The sequence below is a fragment of the Hominisplanchenecus murintestinalis genome, from assembly GCF_943193015.1.
In the GTDB taxonomy this organism is placed as follows: Bacteria; Bacillota; Clostridia; order Lachnospirales; family Lachnospiraceae; genus Hominisplanchenecus_A; species Hominisplanchenecus_A murintestinalis.
The window spans coordinates 1-15157 of record NZ_CALPCM010000015.1; the positions used below are offsets into that span (position 1 = coordinate 1).

Consider the following 15157-nt stretch of genomic DNA (forward strand, 5'->3'; position numbering starts at 1 on the left):
ATGGAAAAATGCCGGAGCCTACGGGACTATATGATCTTTGTAAGTAAAGTCAGGGAACTCAGGAAAGAATTTCCTTTAGCACAGGCGATGGAACAGGCGGTCACAGAATGCATCCATGACGGCATCCTGACTGATTTTCTCTATAAAAACCGAGCGGAGGTAATGAAAGTGGGAATTTACGAATATGACGAAGAACTTCACATCCAGAATGAAAGGGATTATGCTCATGAACAGGGGCTTGCTGAAGGACGTGCTGAGGGACTTACAACTGGTTTGAAGCAGGCTTCCCTCATCCAGAAACATTTGGATAACGGGCACTCCCCTGAGCAGACTGCCCTTAGTTTAAATATAGATTTAGAAATAGTCAATCATTACTGCCGTATACTTCAAGATGCTGAAAATGATACACCGTGCCCGGATATCCTGCAATAAACTCTTTTCACGAATCTCAAAAATCTTTTACATAGCCTTACCATAATACTCATCAAACCGGGATTATGCCAAATGCACTTTTTAGTAAGCCGTTTTCGGGAAAATCTATGTAAGAATCCGATAGTTATATAAAAAGAACCCTGCCTGCAAATTATCACAGTACAAGGTTCTTTTTTTCATCTTTTTAAACCGGATAAGCCCCATTCTTCGTATCGGCCGCCGCAGGGTCTACTTTCGTTTTCTGCGCTTCACGATACTTGAAAAACTCTGTCGCTACCTGCGGGAACAGTGCATAGGACAGGACATCCTCATCCTGCTCTTTCCACTGGGACATTTCCGCCTCAATAGTTTTCAGCTCCGGCTTAATCAAGTCTGCCGGACGGCAGGTAATCGGCTTCACATCACCGATGCATCTCTTCTGCACTTCTGGATTGAAAGGTTTGATGGTCGCACCGTACTTTCCGCTGAGCACATCCTTCGTCTCTTTCGTTACCATCTTATAACGCTCGCCCATAATTACATTAAATACCGCCTGTGTACCCACAATCTGGGAAGACGGTGTAACCAGAGGACACTCTCCAAGGTCTGCACGAACTCTCGGCACTTCCTCTAATACATCATAATATTTATCCTCTGCATGCTGCTCTTTGAGCTGTGAAGTCAGGTTTGACAACATACCGCCCGGTACCTGATACAGCAGGGTCTTGATATTTACGCCCATGTTCTTCGGATTCAGAAGGCCGCTCTCCAGAGCTTCGTCACGGATAGGACGGAAATAATCTGCGATTTCTGCCAGCAGATTCTGGTCAAGACCGGAATCATACGGTGTTCCCTTAAAGGTTTCCACCATAACCTCAGTAGCCGGCTGGGAAGTTCCCAGTGCGAACGGCGACATAGCTGTGTCAATCACATCCACGCCGGCCTCAACAGCTTTCAGATAAGTCATGGAAGCCACGCCGGACGTATAATGTGTATGAAGCTGTACCGGAATCTTTACTGCTTTCTTAATCGCAGAAATAAGCTCTGTAGCTGTATACGGAAGCAGAAGTCCTGCCATATCTTTAAAGCAGATCGAGTTTGCACCCATATCTTCAATCTTCTTTGCAATGTCTACCCAGTAGTCCATCGTATAAGCGTCACCCAGCGTATAAGAAAGCGCTACCTGTGCATGGCCTTTTTCCTTATTTGCAGCTGTTACGGCTGTTTTCAGATTTCTGAGGTCATTCATACAGTCAAAGATACGGATAATATCAATTCCGTTTGCTATAGACTTCTGTACAAAATACTCTACCACATCATCCGCATATGGACGGTATCCAAGGATATTCTGCCCACGGAAAAGCATCTGAAGCTTTGTGTTCTTAAAGCCGTCACGGAACTTACGAAGCCTCTCCCACGGGTCTTCTTTCAGGAAACGCAGGGAAGCATCGAATGTAGCGCCGCCCCAGCACTCTACAGAATGGTAGCCTACTTTGTCCATCTTATCAACGATTGGAAGCATCTGCTCCGTCGTCATACGTGTAGCAATCAAAGACTGATGCGCATCACGCAGGATTGTCTCTGTAATCTTAATCGGTTTTTTCTTATTCTGTGCCATTTCTAAACCTCCTCATTTATACGCCAAAGATGGCCATGAAAGTACCGGCCGCAACTGCCGTACCGATAACACCTGCTACGTTCGGTCCCATCGCGTGCATCAGCAGGAAGTTGGTCGGGTCTGCCTCGGCGCCAACCTTCTGGGAAACGCGTGCCGCCATAGGTACGGCCGACACTCCTGCGGAACCAATCAGCGGATTTATCTTACCCTTGGTAACTTTGCAGAGAATCTTTCCAAAAAGTACGCCGCCTGCAGTACCAAACGCAAAAGCTACCAGACCCAGCGCAACGATTTTTATGGTATCCATGTTCAGGAATGCCTCTGCACTGGTAGATGCGCCTACGGAAGTACCCAGCAGGATAACAACGATATACATCAGCGCATTGGAAGCTGTCTCTGTCAGCTGCTTTACAACGCCGCTCTCACGGAACAGGTTACCCAGCATCAGCATACCTACGAGAGGAGCCGTAGTCGGAAGAATCAGACACACCACAATCGTAATAATGATTGGGAATAAAATCTTCTCCAGTTTCGAAACCGGACGAAGCTGCGCCATCTTGATTTTCCGCTCTTCCTCTGTCGTGAAAAGTTTCATGATAGGAGGCTGGATAATCGGAACCAGCGACATGTAAGAATATGCCGCTACTGCAATCGGTCCCATCAATCCCGTCTGCCCCAGCTTGCCTGCAAGGAAAATAGACGTCGGGCCGTCTGCGCCGCCGATAATAGAAATCGCCGCTGCCGCCTTGCCGTTGAAGCCCATAAATATTGCCAGGAAGTATGCCATATAAATTCCCAGCTGCGCCGCCGCACCCATCAGGAAGCTGACAGGGTTCGCAATCAGCGGGCCAAAGTCCGTCATGGCGCCCACGCCCATGAAAATCAGAGATGGAAGAATACTCCACTCATCCAGTATATAAAAATAGTGTAAAAGTCCGCCTACGCCGTTCGACATATCTTCCGGCTTTGCCATAATATCAGGATAGATATTTACCAGCAGCATACCAAATGCAATTGGTACAAGGAGCAGCGGTTCAAATCCTTTCTTGATAGCCAGGAATAAGAACACACATGCAACTGCAATCATCAGATAGTTGCCCCAGGTCAGGTTGAAGAATGCCGTTTGATGGAGTAGGTTCGACAACGTGTCTGTAACGTATGACATGTCTCTACCTCCAATATTAGTTCATCGTTGCTAATGTGTCACCAGATTCTACTGCATCTCCTGCCGATACATCAATACTTGCCACAGTTCCGTCCTGCGGAGCTACTACAGGGATTTCCATCTTCATAGCTTCCAGAATGATAATGTTATCCCCGGCTTTCACGCTCTGTCCCACGCTTGCTTCTATCTTGAATACTTTACCCGGAACGGATGCCTCTACTTTAACCGCACCTGCGCCTGCTGCCGGAGCTGCTTTCTTCGGAGCCGCTGCCGGTGCTGCCTTTGGCGCTGCTTTTGGAGCTGCTGCCGGAACAACGCCTGAGCCTGTTCCTTCTTCTACAGTTACATCATAAGCGGTTCCGTTTACCGTAATTGTATAATTTTTCATTTCCATATCCTCCTATCACTATGCTCTTTTCCATCTTCTAACATTTGATTTTCTAATCGAACGCACCGTAAAGCTGTCTGTAGACGTATTTTCGGATGCGGCAATCGCTGCCGCGATGACTGCTACCAGTTCTCCGTCGTCCACAAGCTCTTCCGGCTCCTCTGCCGCTGCCGGAACAGATATCGGAGCTGCTTTCTTCTCTTCTTTCGTCCCTGTGAATTTTGCCTCCAGCTTCGCAATATGCTTAAACTGTGCAATCAGTAAGCTCAAGAATACCAGCATACAAAATACAATACCAATTCCCATCAGGGTATTCAGCCCTGCCATCTTCATCGTTTCTGCCATGGAGTAGTTCACGTTGAAGCTCATGCTCTTCGCCTGCTCCATTCCGGTCGAAACGTCCAGAATCAGTTCCACTGTCGCCTGGGCTTTCTCAAACTCAGCCAGGGATGTAATAATAATCTGGCTTCCGTCCTCTTCCACGGACTGAGCGGTAATCTCCTTGAAAGCGCCAAGCTCGCCCTTGCTTCCCTTCCAGGACTCCACTGCGGATGAGCTGAACTCATCTACCTGCTGGCTTAAAAACTGCTCAATCTGCTCATCATCAAATGCCGCTACTGTCTGTACCGTCTGAGCCGCCGAAGTCTTATAACTCTCCACCTGTTCATCTGAAAGTGTAGTTACGCTGTCTTTGAGCTCCGTCTCTGAACTGCAGCCTGTCAGCGCCGCAACCGCAAGCACCATGCAGAGCGCCATCCATAATCCTTTTATTTTTCGCTTCATCATTATTCACCTCGCTTAAACCGTGCCATGTTTTTTTGCCGGACGATCTTCTCTCTTTGTGAATAACATTTCCAGGGCCCCAATCACATATTTCCTGGTATCCTCTGCCTCAATGATTGTATCTACATATCCGTGCTTTGCAGCAGACGTCACATTTGACTGCAGACCGGCATATTCTGCTGCTTTCTCATTCAAAACTGCCGCATCCGCATCCGGATACATAATTTTCGCTGCAGACCTTGCATCCATCATTCCGATTTCTGCCGTGGGCCATGCAAATGTCATGTCTGCTCCGATAGCTTTGCTGTTCATCGTCACATAAGCGCTTCCGTAAGCCGCGCCGATAACCACATTTACCTTCGGAACCGTAGCATTTGCGAACGCATAGGTCAGTTCTGCCGCTGCCTTTGCTATCCCTCTCTCGGAATGCTTGTCTGCTTTAAAGCCTTTCACATTTGTGAAAGAAACTACCGGAATCTCAAACGCGTCACAGAACCTCACAAGTTTTGCTGCCTTCCGTGCGCCTTTTGTAGTAAGTACTGCGTCAAACTCTGCCGTCTTGCCTCCGTCCTCGCCATAAACCTCTGTACGGTTTGCTACCACGCCTACCGTCATGCCGTTCATTCTCACAAAACCAGTAACCATTTCTTTCGCAAAATCCGCCTGTGTTTCCACAAACACGGAATCATCTGCAATATTCGAAAGGAGGATTGATGTATCTCCCGCTGCGTTTGCCAGATCCTTGCATACCCGGTTCAAATCGTCTGTGCACTCTTCATAAGACGCGTCATCCTCATTGTTTGCCGGAAGCATGCATACCAGCTGCCGGATTCCCGCCAGGACTTCGTCTTCTGTCCCTGTGAAATCCACCGCGCCTGCCTCTTCACTCTGGAACTTTGCAGAAGCAGTATCGCACCTGGAAACCTCATTCCCATCCAACGCATTCGGAGAATTCACGAATAATTTCGCTTTCTTATTTTCCATAAACACAAAATCCGTAAGCGCTCCTGAAACAGCCAGACCGCCGCCGCATGTTCCCAGTACAGCCGTAATCTGCGGAACCACGCCGGAAGCAAGCGTCTGCTTCATATAAATCTCGCCAAACCCGTTCAGGGCGTCTGTTGCCTCCTGAAGCCTGAGTCCTGCGCAGTCCACCAGTCCAATGACCGGAGCGCCCATTTTCATTGCCATATCATAGATTGCGGTGATTTTCTTCGCATGCATTTCTCCAATCGTACCGCCCAGCACGGATGCATCCTGGCTGTAAACATAAACCAGATTTCCATCAATCACGCCATATCCGGTGATAACGCCGTCTGTCGGAGTCTCTGCCTGCTGCATGTTGAAATCAGTGCTTCTGGCAGAAACACGTCCGCCGATTTCAACAAAACTGTTCTCATCAAGTAAAGCGGCAATTCTTCTACTTGCTAAGCTTTGTGCTGTATTACCCATTATTCAGCCCTCCATTTTTCTATTTAAACATTTCAAAATCTCTGCCGATTGTAATTGTATCTTGTTTTGGCAAAAATATCAAGCTTTTTGTCTAATTTCCACGGAAGCCGGGTAACAGTTCATCCCAGGGCTTTGCACCTGCTGCAAAGTCCGTGAAAATGCGTAAATTCAGCCAGAGAATCCAGCCCTTTGCGATCAGCAAACTTTAAATGGGCTGGATTCTTTTTCTGCTGCTTTTCCAATTTTCAGACCCTTACATACATAGTTTCTCTACTATTTTCTCTGCACACCAGGACATATCAATTTCCCTGACGGAATTCCGTACTTTTATAGGAAATTCTCTTATCAGTCCATCCCCCAGATAGTAGCGCACTGTCCCCACCTGCTGTCCTGCTTCTATCGGGGCGGCAAGCTGCTCTGCCTTTTCAACTTCCACTGAAACCTTCTCATCTTTCCTGAGAAGAAGCCTTACTTCTTCTTTCCCCTCGATTTCCGCCTCCGTATATGCGGTATCCCACAACTCCCCGCTCTCCGGAATCCCGTTTTCCACCGGAATCCTTTCTACCTGTATATCCTCCCATACATTTCTGTATTCATAATTTTTCAACCCATACTCCATCAATTTCCTGGTATCTTTCCACTTATAGGTCTTGTTGTTCGGCCAGCCGCAGGCAAGCAAAGCAACAATAAAAGTCTTCCCGTCCCGCGTAAGCGCGCCCACATAGCAGTAACCTGCTTTCCCTGTAAATCCTGTTTTACCTGAGAGAGCCCCATCCATCATCCCTAAAAACGCATTGTGGTTCACGCAGGAAAAGCTCCTCTTTCCTTCTACATCCGAAAATGCCCGTGACGATGTCCTGGTAATCTCCAGAAACTCTGCTTTCTTTGGCGAAAGCGTAATACAATAACGCATAATCTTTGCTAAATCTGCCGCTGTTGTAGAATGGGCTCCTTCTTCGTCCTCTGCATCCAGGCCGTTTGGCGTAATAAAATGAGAATCCGCACATCCGATTTCCTTCGCTTTTTCATTCATCAGCGCAGCAAATCCCTCCAGACTCCCCCCTACGTGCTCAGCCAGGATTACCGCCGCATCATTGTGGCTCTCCAGCATCAGAGAATACAAAAGGTCCTGCACATAATACTTCTCCCCCGCACGCACCCCTAAGTGCACCTTCGGCTGGGATGCCGCATTCCGGGATACTTCCGCGGTCTCCCCTAGCCCTGCCTTCTCCAGCACCAGGATACAGGTCAGTATTTTCGTAGTACTCGCCATCGGTCTCTGTTCCATCCCGTTTTTCTCAAACAAAACACGCCCGGAATCGGCGTCCATCAGAACCGCCGATTGGGCGTATAGCTCTTCGGGTGCGGCAAATACCTCCATCCGAACATTCATCACTAATACACATATAATAATTACTGCAGCTACTGTCTTTTTCACATCCATATCCATCCTTTTTTTGGACAGTATATGCAGCTTTCTGCCCGTCCATGCGCACCCTTAAAGATTACTTATAATTTCTGGAAAAACGGTAATTCACTGTCTCCGGCTCGTCCAGAGTGGCATAAAATTCTTCCAAAACTGTAACCGTCTCAGGCACTGCGCATTTTACCATGCGCATCAGCTCCCCGGTACTCTCCTCACATTTATTAAAATGCTGCTTTCTCATAACTCTTCCATGCGTCTCCTCATAGACACCCAAAAGTTTCAGAAACCTCAAGATAAATTTCCGCTTCCACGGCATACGGCATACCAAAACCCCTGTATAAAATTTCATCCCCCGCAGCGTTTTGTGAATCTGCTTTTCACTGATTCCCTCAAACACTGCGGCAATCGTTCTTTCTGCTTTCTTATCCGGATGAATGCCCCGGGCCGGCCGGTAACAAAATGGGTTCTTCTCATTCTTTTCCATAAAAGCACGATCCAGCTCCGTCTCAATCTCCGCATGGCTGGCGCCTGTCCGCTCTGTATAGCTGTAAATATACGGGTGGCAGCTGCTGTCCAGCATATAATGGCAGATAAACCCCAGCGTATACGAGAGTATCCCTTCCTCTCCGGAAGCAAGATATTCACGTTTACAGTGCCGGAAAAAATCGGCTGCAATCTCTTCATGCATCCGGTGTCCTGTCTGATTTACTTCATTTCTATGAAATGGCCGGTAATAAAACAGGATATCCGGACCATGCAGCCCGATAAGATATTCCGTCTTATTTCTGTGTATAATCTTCCGTATCTCTTCTGGCAATTTCTGAAACACCGCTTTTCCAAATAAATCATGTGTATACGTGGTGGGCATCTTACTGACTCCTTATATTATGTGACTTATTATATATTTAACCTCAGCTGGATCTCTTCCTCCGCTTCTGCCTTAAAGTCCTCAACCCGGACTGGATTCGGAACCGGCAGCTCATCCAGAGACTGCACGCCGAAATTCCTTAAAAACTCCTCTGTAGTTCCGAACAGAATCGGCTTTCCCGGCGCGTCCATGCGTCCCAGCTCCGCCACCAGGTTATATTCTACCAGTTTATTTACCGCATGGTCGCTTTTTACACCCCTGATTTTTTCAATCTCCGCTTTCGTAATCGGCTGCTTATAGGCGATAATAGAAAGTGTTTCCAACGCTACATCGGTAAGTACGGCTTTCTTCGGCTGCTTTGCTACCTGTATCAGATACTCGTACATTTCCTTCTTTGTACACAGCTGGAAAGAATCTTCCAACTCTATAATCTGAATCCCTCTGTCTTCCGCCTGATAGTTATCTGCCATAGCACGCAGGATTTTCCGGGTCGTTTCCTCATCATGTCCCACTGCCTTTGCGATTTTCTGTAACTCCACGGAATCTCCCATAGTAAACAAAATCGCCTCAATCGCCGCTTCCGTCTTTTTCCGTTCCACTCTTATCCCTCTCTTCCAGCCGCCGTAATAAAAATATCCCCGAATGTCCCTTCCTGGGAAATCGTAATCCGGCCGATTTTCATCAGTTCCAGAATCACCAGGAACGTGACAACGATCTGCATCTTTGTGCGCCCTCTTTCCAACAGCGCGCGGAAATCACAGGTTCCATGCTCTGCGATATAAGCCTCCACCCGCTCCCAGGTAGCGTCCATATCTACCTCTTCCTTCTCCAGCGTCCCAAAACTGCTGCGCACGGGGTCTACCCTATCCTTCTGCCGCCGCATGATATCCTTAAAAATGCCATGCATCCTTTGGAGCGTAATACCGTCAAGCAATTCTTCTACTTTTACTTCCGGCCGATATGCACTTACTTCTTTCGGTATTGTAGGTGGCTTATACATCGCAAAAGAAGCATCTTGCTGCTTTTCCCTCAGTTCGTAAGACATATATTTGTAAAGCTTATATTCCAGCAGCTTCTCCACCAGCTCCTGCCTGGGATCTTCCTCTTCCCCCTCTTCATTCACTTCCTTTGGAAGAAGCATTTTAGATTTAATATCCAGGAGCGTAGCTGCCATCACCAGAAATTCACTCATCACGTTCAAATCCCGGCGTGTCATTTCCTGGATGTACTCCATATACTGCCTTGTAATTTCCACAATGGGGATATCATAAATATTTACTTTATTCTTATCAATCAAATGCAGCAGCAAATCCAAAGGCCCTTCAAACACCTCCAGCTTAACGGAAATCCCCATATACTTTACCTCTGTCTGTAATCTGACCGCTGTAATTCAGCGAACTGTAAGTATTGTACTAAGTTTTCCTGCGATTTGCAAGAAATTCTTGGAGCACGCCAGCCAAATGCTCCTTTCATTATTGTCCTCTTTGTTTCAAATAATCTTTTTACAAATCAGTACTGCTTTTCTCCTGTTTTCCGGGCAGCTGCGCCAAGATAATCGCCCCGAACATAATCAAACAGCCACTCAATTCACGAACGCTAAGCTTCTGCCCCAGGATGAGCCAGCCAGCCAGTACGGAAATGCAGGATTCCAGGCTCAGTATCAGGGAAGCTACCGTAGGATTCATCCCCTTCTGTCCTACGATCTGCAGGGTATAAGCCACACCGCATGACATAACGCCCGCATACAGAATCGGTATCCACGCTGCAAAAATGTCTGTAAGATGCGGCTCTTCTGTGAAAAGCATAGCCACCCCGGAAAGGATTCCGCACACAAAAAATTGGATGCAGGACATCTTTACCCCATCCGTCCGGGGTGAAAAATAATCTATCACCAGAATATGCAGGGAAAACAGCAAGGCACAGATAAATACCAGGAAATCTCCTTTCCCAATCGTCAGTGTCTCTGTCATGCACAGAAAATACAATCCCACGACTGCCATTGCTACGGATACCCACAAAAGCCTTCCACATGCTTTCTTCAGAAAAATCCCTATCACCGGAACGATAACGATATAACACGCTGTAATAAATCCTGCTTTCCCAACCGTGGTATAACGGATGCCAAATTGCTGGAAATTACTGGCAGCAAACAGGCAGACGCCACAGCAGACGCCTCCTGCCAGCAGCATTTTCCATTCCTGCTTCCGCATTTGGGACGTCTTTTCCTGTCTGGGCTTTTTTCTGTCCAGAAACCAGATACATGGTATCAGCACCAGGCCGCCGATAATGCTTCTTACGGCATTAAAGGTAAATGGTTCCACATACTCCATCCCCACGCTCTGCGCCACGAACGCCACGCCCCAAATCGCAGCTGTCAGCAGCAGCAAGAAAGAATTCTTCATCTGTATTTTCTTCATTTTGTCTTTCTCCTCCCGTAAACAAATTTTTCCCGAATCCTTGCTTCCCCTTGTTCCAGCCGTTCCCGCAGCTCTGTGCTGTCTCCCAGGATTTCCTTAAAAGCTGCGAATTCATCTTCGATTCCCTGTCCATGAGGCACTCGGTAAGCGCCTGCATCGCTCCCCAAAGCCAGCATAACTCCCGTATCATATGCCCTTCGCAGATTCTCCGCCGCAGAGTCATAGATTTTTTTCAGTTCCTCATCCGGAAACCGTCCGCATCCGATTAAGTTCCGTATCGTAGACAGCGTGGGAACCCACACGGTCCCGCTGTCTGCCAGCGCCTGGATGCAGTCCCTGTCAAGATAATTCCCATGCTCTATGCTGTCTGCCCCGGCAAACGCCGCGTCCCGCACTGCCTGCGCCGTGTTTCCATGAACCATCACGGCAAACCCCTCTTCATGGGCAATATGTATCATCTCTCTGATTTCGCTCTGTCCCAGAGGCTCGCCTGTAATAACGCCAAACTGATTAAAATCCATAATCCCCGCTGCCATTATTTTAATAAAATCGCCTTTTCTGCGTTTTACCTCTGCCACCAGCCCCCGGTATTCCCTCATGGTATCAAAGCCAACCCCCACAATTCCTCCATAATGTCCATTTTTATGAATGGCAAAGAGCGGAGTGCAGTAAGTAATTCCATACTCTCCGGCAATCTGCCTGGCATACGCAGACACGCCAAGGGCATCGCCCCCATCCCGGATGAAAGCAACGCCTCGCTTTTCATATTCCGTAAACCACTCACGGATATTTTGTTCATTAATGTGATTTTTGTGCAGTTCTACTGCTTTCCTGTAGTGATACCCATTCATAAAAATATGGGCATGGCACTCTCCATACATCTCTCTCGCCCCTTAAAACCTTTTTTATAACGAATTTACTTTTTCCATGTAGACGGCACGAACAGCACCAGCAGGGGCAGCAGTTCCAATCGCCCAGCCAACATATCGAACATCAGCACAAACTTGGACAAATCCGAAAAGCTGCTGAAATTCCCGGCAGGTCCGACAATGTTCAGTCCCGGTCCAATATTATTAATGGTTGCCGCCACCGCCGTAAAATTTGTCACCAAATCTTTCTCATCCAACGTAATAACCAACAGAGAAACCACAAAAATGCATATATAAATGATGACAAAAGCATATACGGAGTGTACCGCCTCATGCTCCAGCGAATGCCCATCCATTTTTACTTTTTTGATACTGCGGGGATGGCACACCCTCATTACTTCTTTGCGGACGCCCTTAAGCAAAATAATAATTCTGGACACTTTAATGCCGCCGCCCGTGCTTCCTGCACATGCACCCACAAACATAATCAATACTAATATGGTCTTTGACAGTGCATTCCACTCATTAAAGTCTGCCGTAGAATACCCGGTGGTCGTAATGATAGAGCTGACCTGGAACGCCGTATGATGGAACGCCTGGTACACCGTCTCAAACCCGGGCAGCACCTGTATAGTAATCACCAAAATCGACGCAGCAATAATTCCCAGATATGCCCATACCTCTGTACACGCCAAAGCCTGCCGCGGTTTCCGCCGCAGCAGCAAGTAGTAAAAATTGAAATTTACTCCAAATAAAATCATCGCCACTGTCACAATTGCCTGCTGCAGATTCGTATAACTTGCCAGCCCGTCATTCTTAATAGCAAAGCCTCCTGTGCCCGCAGAGCCAAAGCTTAATACCATAGCGTCAAATAAAGGCGTTCCCGCCAGCAGCATCAGGATAATCTGCAGCACTGTCATTCCAAAATAAATGGCATACAAAATCATTGCCGTCGTCTTGATTTTCGGCACCAGTTTACGCACTCTGGGTCCGGGGCTTTCCGCACGCATAATATACATCCCCGCCCCTCCTGCCTTGATGGGCAGAAGCGCCAAAATAAATACTAATACTCCCATCCCCCCTATCCAGTGAGTAAAGCTTCTCCAGAACAGGTTTGCACGGGAAAGCGCCTCCACATCGTTAAGTATGCTGGAGCCTGTGGTAGTAAATCCGGAAATTGTCTCAAAAAGCGCGTCTGTAAAGGACGGGATATCGCCGGAAATCACGAAAGGCGCCGCCCCGAAAATACTGAGTACAATCCAGCAAAAGGCTACGATAACCAGCCCGTCCCTCCCGTAAATCTTCCTGTTTTTCACTTTCCGCCTTGTCAACAGCAGCCCCAGCACGGCACACAAAACCAAAACCATAAGATATGCCCAGCCCGCCGGTTCCTGATAAATGACTGCCACCATAAGCGGAAGCGCCATAAACATTGCCTCAAAAAGACAAATCCACCCCAGCATATATACAATCATTCCGTAATTCATATCGCAAACTCTTTCACTCCTTCAGAATATCACTGATATCATTCAGTCCTTTATTTGTGGTAATCACTACGACCGTATCTCCCATCATAAGCATATCCTGTCCTTTAGGAGTAATAATCGTCCCGCTGCGGTTAATACAGCCAATCAAAAGCCCCTCTTTCAAACGCAGTTTTTCCAGCGGGATATTCAGTACCGGCGCATTCTCACGGATGCAGAACTCCAGCGCCTCCACCTTATTTCCTACCAGATGATGCAGCGTCTCTACATTGCTGCCAATGGAATTCTTCATGGCTCGCACAAACCTGACGATATGCTCCGCCGTCACATATTTCGGATAAATAATGCTGTCCAAATCCAATTTATTGATAACTTCATCAAAAGTAATGCTGTTAATTTTTGTGATGATTTTCATCTTATTGCGCTTGTTCCGCGCAAACAGGGAAAGCAAAATATTCTCCTCGTCCATATTCATAAGCGTCACCAGTGAATCCGACTTCATCAGCCCTTCTTCCATCAAAAGCGCCTGGTCTACCCCGTCCCCGCAGATAATTGTCGCCCGCGGAAGAAGCTCGCTCAGCTTTTCACACCTCTCCCGATCTTTCTCTATGATTTTTACATCAATCCCCATAGACAAAAGCTGTTTCGCCAGATAAAACGACACTTTTCCCCCTCCAATGATCAGGGCGTCCTTTACCTGGTTCGTCTGTACTTTGATTTTCTTAAAAAACTGGCTTGCCCGCTTAGGCGATGCTACAATAGAAACCACATCCTTCTCACGCATCATGAAATTACCGTCCGGAATAATCGCTTCGTCCCCCCGCTCCACTGTACATACCAAAACTTCGTTACAGTGCAGTTTTGTGGTAATCTCACTCACCATCATATGGTCAAGCACCGAACTCTCCGGCACACGGAATTTCAGCACTTCCGCCCTGCCTTTGGCAAATGGGGAAATTTCAATCGCCGACGGGAACCGCAGAATCCGCGCAATCTCAACCGACGCGGCAAACTCCGGATTAATAACCAGCGCAAGTCCCAGCTCTTCCTGAATATAAGCGATTTCCCGGTTAAATTCCGGATTTCTCACCCTGGCAATCGTCTGGCAGTTTCCCGCCTTTTTCGCTATGAGGCAGCACAGCAGGTTCAGCTCGTCGGACCCCGTTACTGCAATCAGCAAATCGGCTTTTTCAACCCCCGCTTCCTCCAGCACACTATGATCGGTGCCGCTCCCCACGATTCCCATAATATCATACTCATTGGACAATGCCTCCACTGCCGCGTAGCGTCTGTCCACCACCGTCACGTCATTTCCTTCCGCACTCAGCTGGTCTGCAAGGGCATCCCCCACTTTTCCGCAGCCTACAATTATAATCTTCATCTCATCCTCCACACATCAAATGCCTGCCAAATCCCTGATAACTTCCCCCGCCAGAACCAGTCCTGCCGCAGAGGGCACAAAAGAAATACTCCCCGGCAGAGCCCTGCGGCTCCCTTCGGTTACTGTCCTGGCCGGCCTGCACGGCACTTCTTTCGAATAGACAACTTTTAGCTTTTTTATTCCCCTGTTCCTCAGCTCTTTCCGCATCACCTTTGCCAGAGGGCAGACTGAGGTCTGGTAAATGTCGGCAATCTCAAATCTGCCGGGATCCAGCTTGTTTCCCGCCCCCATGCTGCTAATGACAGGCGTTCCCGCCGCTTCTGCCCGAAGAATAATCTCCAGCTTCGCCGTCACAGTGTCCACTGCGTCCACCACATAGTCATATACTGTAAAGTCAAATTCATCTGCATTTTCAGGGAGAAAAAAGCATTCACAGGCATTTACCCGGACTTCCGGATTGATATCCTGGATGCGCTCTTTCATAACCTCGACTTTGGCCCTGCCCACGGTTGAATGCAAGGCAATAATCTGCCGGTTAATATTAGACTCTGACACCACATCCTTGTCAATCAGATCCAAAGTCCCCACGCCGCACCGCGCCAGCGCTTCCACAACATAACCGCCCACGCCCCCGATACCAAACACCGCCACCCGGCTGCCTTTTAGCTTTGCCAGGGCTTCTTCCCCCAGCAAAAGCGCCGTTCTGCTCAACTGCTCTTCCATATTCTTCCTCTCTTTATGTAACTGCAAGAAGCGATAAAGATATTTTCTATCCATATCGCTTCTATCGTTTCTGATAGCAGTGCTAACTACGAAAAGGATTATACCACTGTTTCTCAGAATATACTATATTGAATTTTTTAAGATTTTTTATTTTCCATGCCTTCGCCTTGTT

Annotated in this window: 14 protein-coding genes and 1 pseudogene; 1 reads left to right on the plus strand and 14 read right to left on the minus strand. The window is 47.7% G+C overall.

Annotated features, from left to right (window positions below; all coding sequences use genetic code 11):
• Window positions 1–432: pseudogene (locus tag NFR99_RS07285) on the plus strand (hypothetical protein); the annotation flags it as partial.
• A gap of 184 nt (window positions 433–616) precedes the next feature.
• Here NFR99_RS07285 and NFR99_RS07290 read toward each other — a convergent pair.
• The 14 genes from NFR99_RS07290 to NFR99_RS07355 all read right to left on the minus strand — a co-directional run bounded on the left by NFR99_RS07290 (window position 617) and on the right by NFR99_RS07355 (window position 14985).
• On the minus strand, window positions 617–2029 hold the full coding sequence (locus NFR99_RS07290; protein ID WP_120483965.1) for an oxaloacetate decarboxylase subunit alpha: 1413 nt from the start codon (window positions 2027–2029) through the stop codon (window positions 617–619).
• A 16-nt stretch (window positions 2030–2045) separates the two neighbouring features.
• Window positions 2046–3194, minus strand: coding sequence for a sodium ion-translocating decarboxylase subunit beta (locus NFR99_RS07295; protein ID WP_120483964.1), 1149 nt, complete (start codon window positions 3192–3194; stop codon window positions 2046–2048).
• A gap of 16 nt (window positions 3195–3210) precedes the next feature.
• Complete coding sequence (locus tag NFR99_RS07300) at window positions 3211–3582, minus strand: biotin/lipoyl-binding carrier protein (RefSeq protein WP_120483963.1); 372 nt, start codon at window positions 3580–3582, stop codon at window positions 3211–3213.
• 18 nt (window positions 3583–3600) lie between these two features.
• Complete coding sequence (locus tag NFR99_RS07305) at window positions 3601–4368, minus strand: OadG family transporter subunit (protein ID WP_251353311.1); 768 nt, start codon at window positions 4366–4368, stop codon at window positions 3601–3603.
• A 12-nt stretch (window positions 4369–4380) separates the two neighbouring features.
• Window positions 4381–5817 (minus strand): acyl-CoA carboxylase subunit beta, encoded by a 1437-nt coding sequence (locus NFR99_RS07310; protein ID WP_251353312.1) that lies wholly within the window; start codon window positions 5815–5817, stop codon window positions 4381–4383.
• A gap of 253 nt (window positions 5818–6070) precedes the next feature.
• Window positions 6071–7261, minus strand: coding sequence for a D-alanyl-D-alanine carboxypeptidase family protein (locus NFR99_RS07315; protein ID WP_416388330.1), 1191 nt, complete (start codon window positions 7259–7261; stop codon window positions 6071–6073).
• 61 nt (window positions 7262–7322) lie between these two features.
• Window positions 7323–8111, minus strand: coding sequence for a zinc dependent phospholipase C family protein (locus NFR99_RS07320; RefSeq protein WP_120483959.1), 789 nt, complete (start codon window positions 8109–8111; stop codon window positions 7323–7325).
• Between the two features lie 29 nt (window positions 8112–8140).
• Complete coding sequence (gene scpB / locus NFR99_RS07325) at window positions 8141–8710, minus strand: SMC-Scp complex subunit ScpB (RefSeq protein WP_120483958.1); 570 nt, start codon at window positions 8708–8710, stop codon at window positions 8141–8143.
• Between the two features lie 2 nt (window positions 8711–8712).
• A complete protein-coding gene (locus NFR99_RS07330) occupies window positions 8713–9465 on the minus strand; it encodes a segregation and condensation protein A (RefSeq protein WP_251353313.1) in 753 nt (250 codons plus the stop codon).
• Window positions 9466–9613: 148 nt separating this feature from the next.
• Window positions 9614–10519, minus strand: a complete 906-nt coding sequence (locus NFR99_RS07335) for a DMT family transporter (protein ID WP_334301693.1) — start codon at window positions 10517–10519, stop codon at window positions 9614–9616.
• Window positions 10520–10524: 5 nt separating this feature from the next.
• A complete protein-coding gene (locus tag NFR99_RS07340; RefSeq protein ID WP_251353315.1) occupies window positions 10525–11409 on the minus strand; it encodes an amidohydrolase family protein in 885 nt (294 codons plus the stop codon).
• A 35-nt stretch (window positions 11410–11444) separates the two neighbouring features.
• On the minus strand, window positions 11445–12884 hold the full coding sequence (locus NFR99_RS07345; protein WP_251353316.1) for a TrkH family potassium uptake protein: 1440 nt from the start codon (window positions 12882–12884) through the stop codon (window positions 11445–11447).
• Between the two features lie 13 nt (window positions 12885–12897).
• Window positions 12898–14262 (minus strand): Trk system potassium transporter TrkA, encoded by a 1365-nt coding sequence (gene trkA / locus NFR99_RS07350; RefSeq protein WP_251353317.1) that lies wholly within the window; start codon window positions 14260–14262, stop codon window positions 12898–12900.
• A gap of 15 nt (window positions 14263–14277) precedes the next feature.
• Window positions 14278–14985, minus strand: coding sequence for a tRNA threonylcarbamoyladenosine dehydratase (locus NFR99_RS07355; RefSeq protein ID WP_135974501.1), 708 nt, complete (start codon window positions 14983–14985; stop codon window positions 14278–14280).
• Window positions 14986–15157: the final 172 nt, after the last annotated feature.

Bases quoted from the DNA above. Each gene is read 5' to 3' on its own strand.
- NFR99_RS07355 (WP_135974501.1), bottom strand. From the start codon at position 14,985: ATGGAAGAGCAGTTGAGCAGAACGGCGCTTTTGCTGGGGGAAGAAGCC.
- NFR99_RS07290 (WP_120483965.1), bottom strand. From the start codon at position 2,029: ATGGCACAGAATAAGAAAAAACCGATTAAGATTACAGAGACAATCCTG.
- trkA (WP_251353317.1), bottom strand. From the start codon at position 14,262: ATGAAGATTATAATTGTAGGCTGCGGAAAAGTGGGGGATGCCCTTGCA.
- NFR99_RS07295 (WP_120483964.1), bottom strand. From the start codon at position 3,194: ATGTCATACGTTACAGACACGTTGTCGAACCTACTCCATCAAACGGCA.
- NFR99_RS07305 (WP_251353311.1), bottom strand. From the start codon at position 4,368: ATGATGAAGCGAAAAATAAAAGGATTATGGATGGCGCTCTGCATGGTG.
- NFR99_RS07300 (WP_120483963.1), bottom strand. From the start codon at position 3,582: ATGAAAAATTATACAATTACGGTAAACGGAACCGCTTATGATGTAACT.
- NFR99_RS07320 (WP_120483959.1), bottom strand. From the start codon at position 8,111: ATGCCCACCACGTATACACATGATTTATTTGGAAAAGCGGTGTTTCAG.
- NFR99_RS07310 (WP_251353312.1), bottom strand. From the start codon at position 5,817: ATGGGTAATACAGCACAAAGCTTAGCAAGTAGAAGAATTGCCGCTTTA.
- NFR99_RS07315 (WP_416388330.1), bottom strand. From the start codon at position 7,261: ATGGATGTGAAAAAGACAGTAGCTGCAGTAATTATTATATGTGTATTA.
- NFR99_RS07330 (WP_251353313.1), bottom strand. From the start codon at position 9,465: ATGGGGATTTCCGTTAAGCTGGAGGTGTTTGAAGGGCCTTTGGATTTG.
- NFR99_RS07340 (WP_251353315.1), bottom strand. From the start codon at position 11,409: ATGTATGGAGAGTGCCATGCCCATATTTTTATGAATGGGTATCACTAC.
- NFR99_RS07345 (WP_251353316.1), bottom strand. From the start codon at position 12,884: ATGAATTACGGAATGATTGTATATATGCTGGGGTGGATTTGTCTTTTT.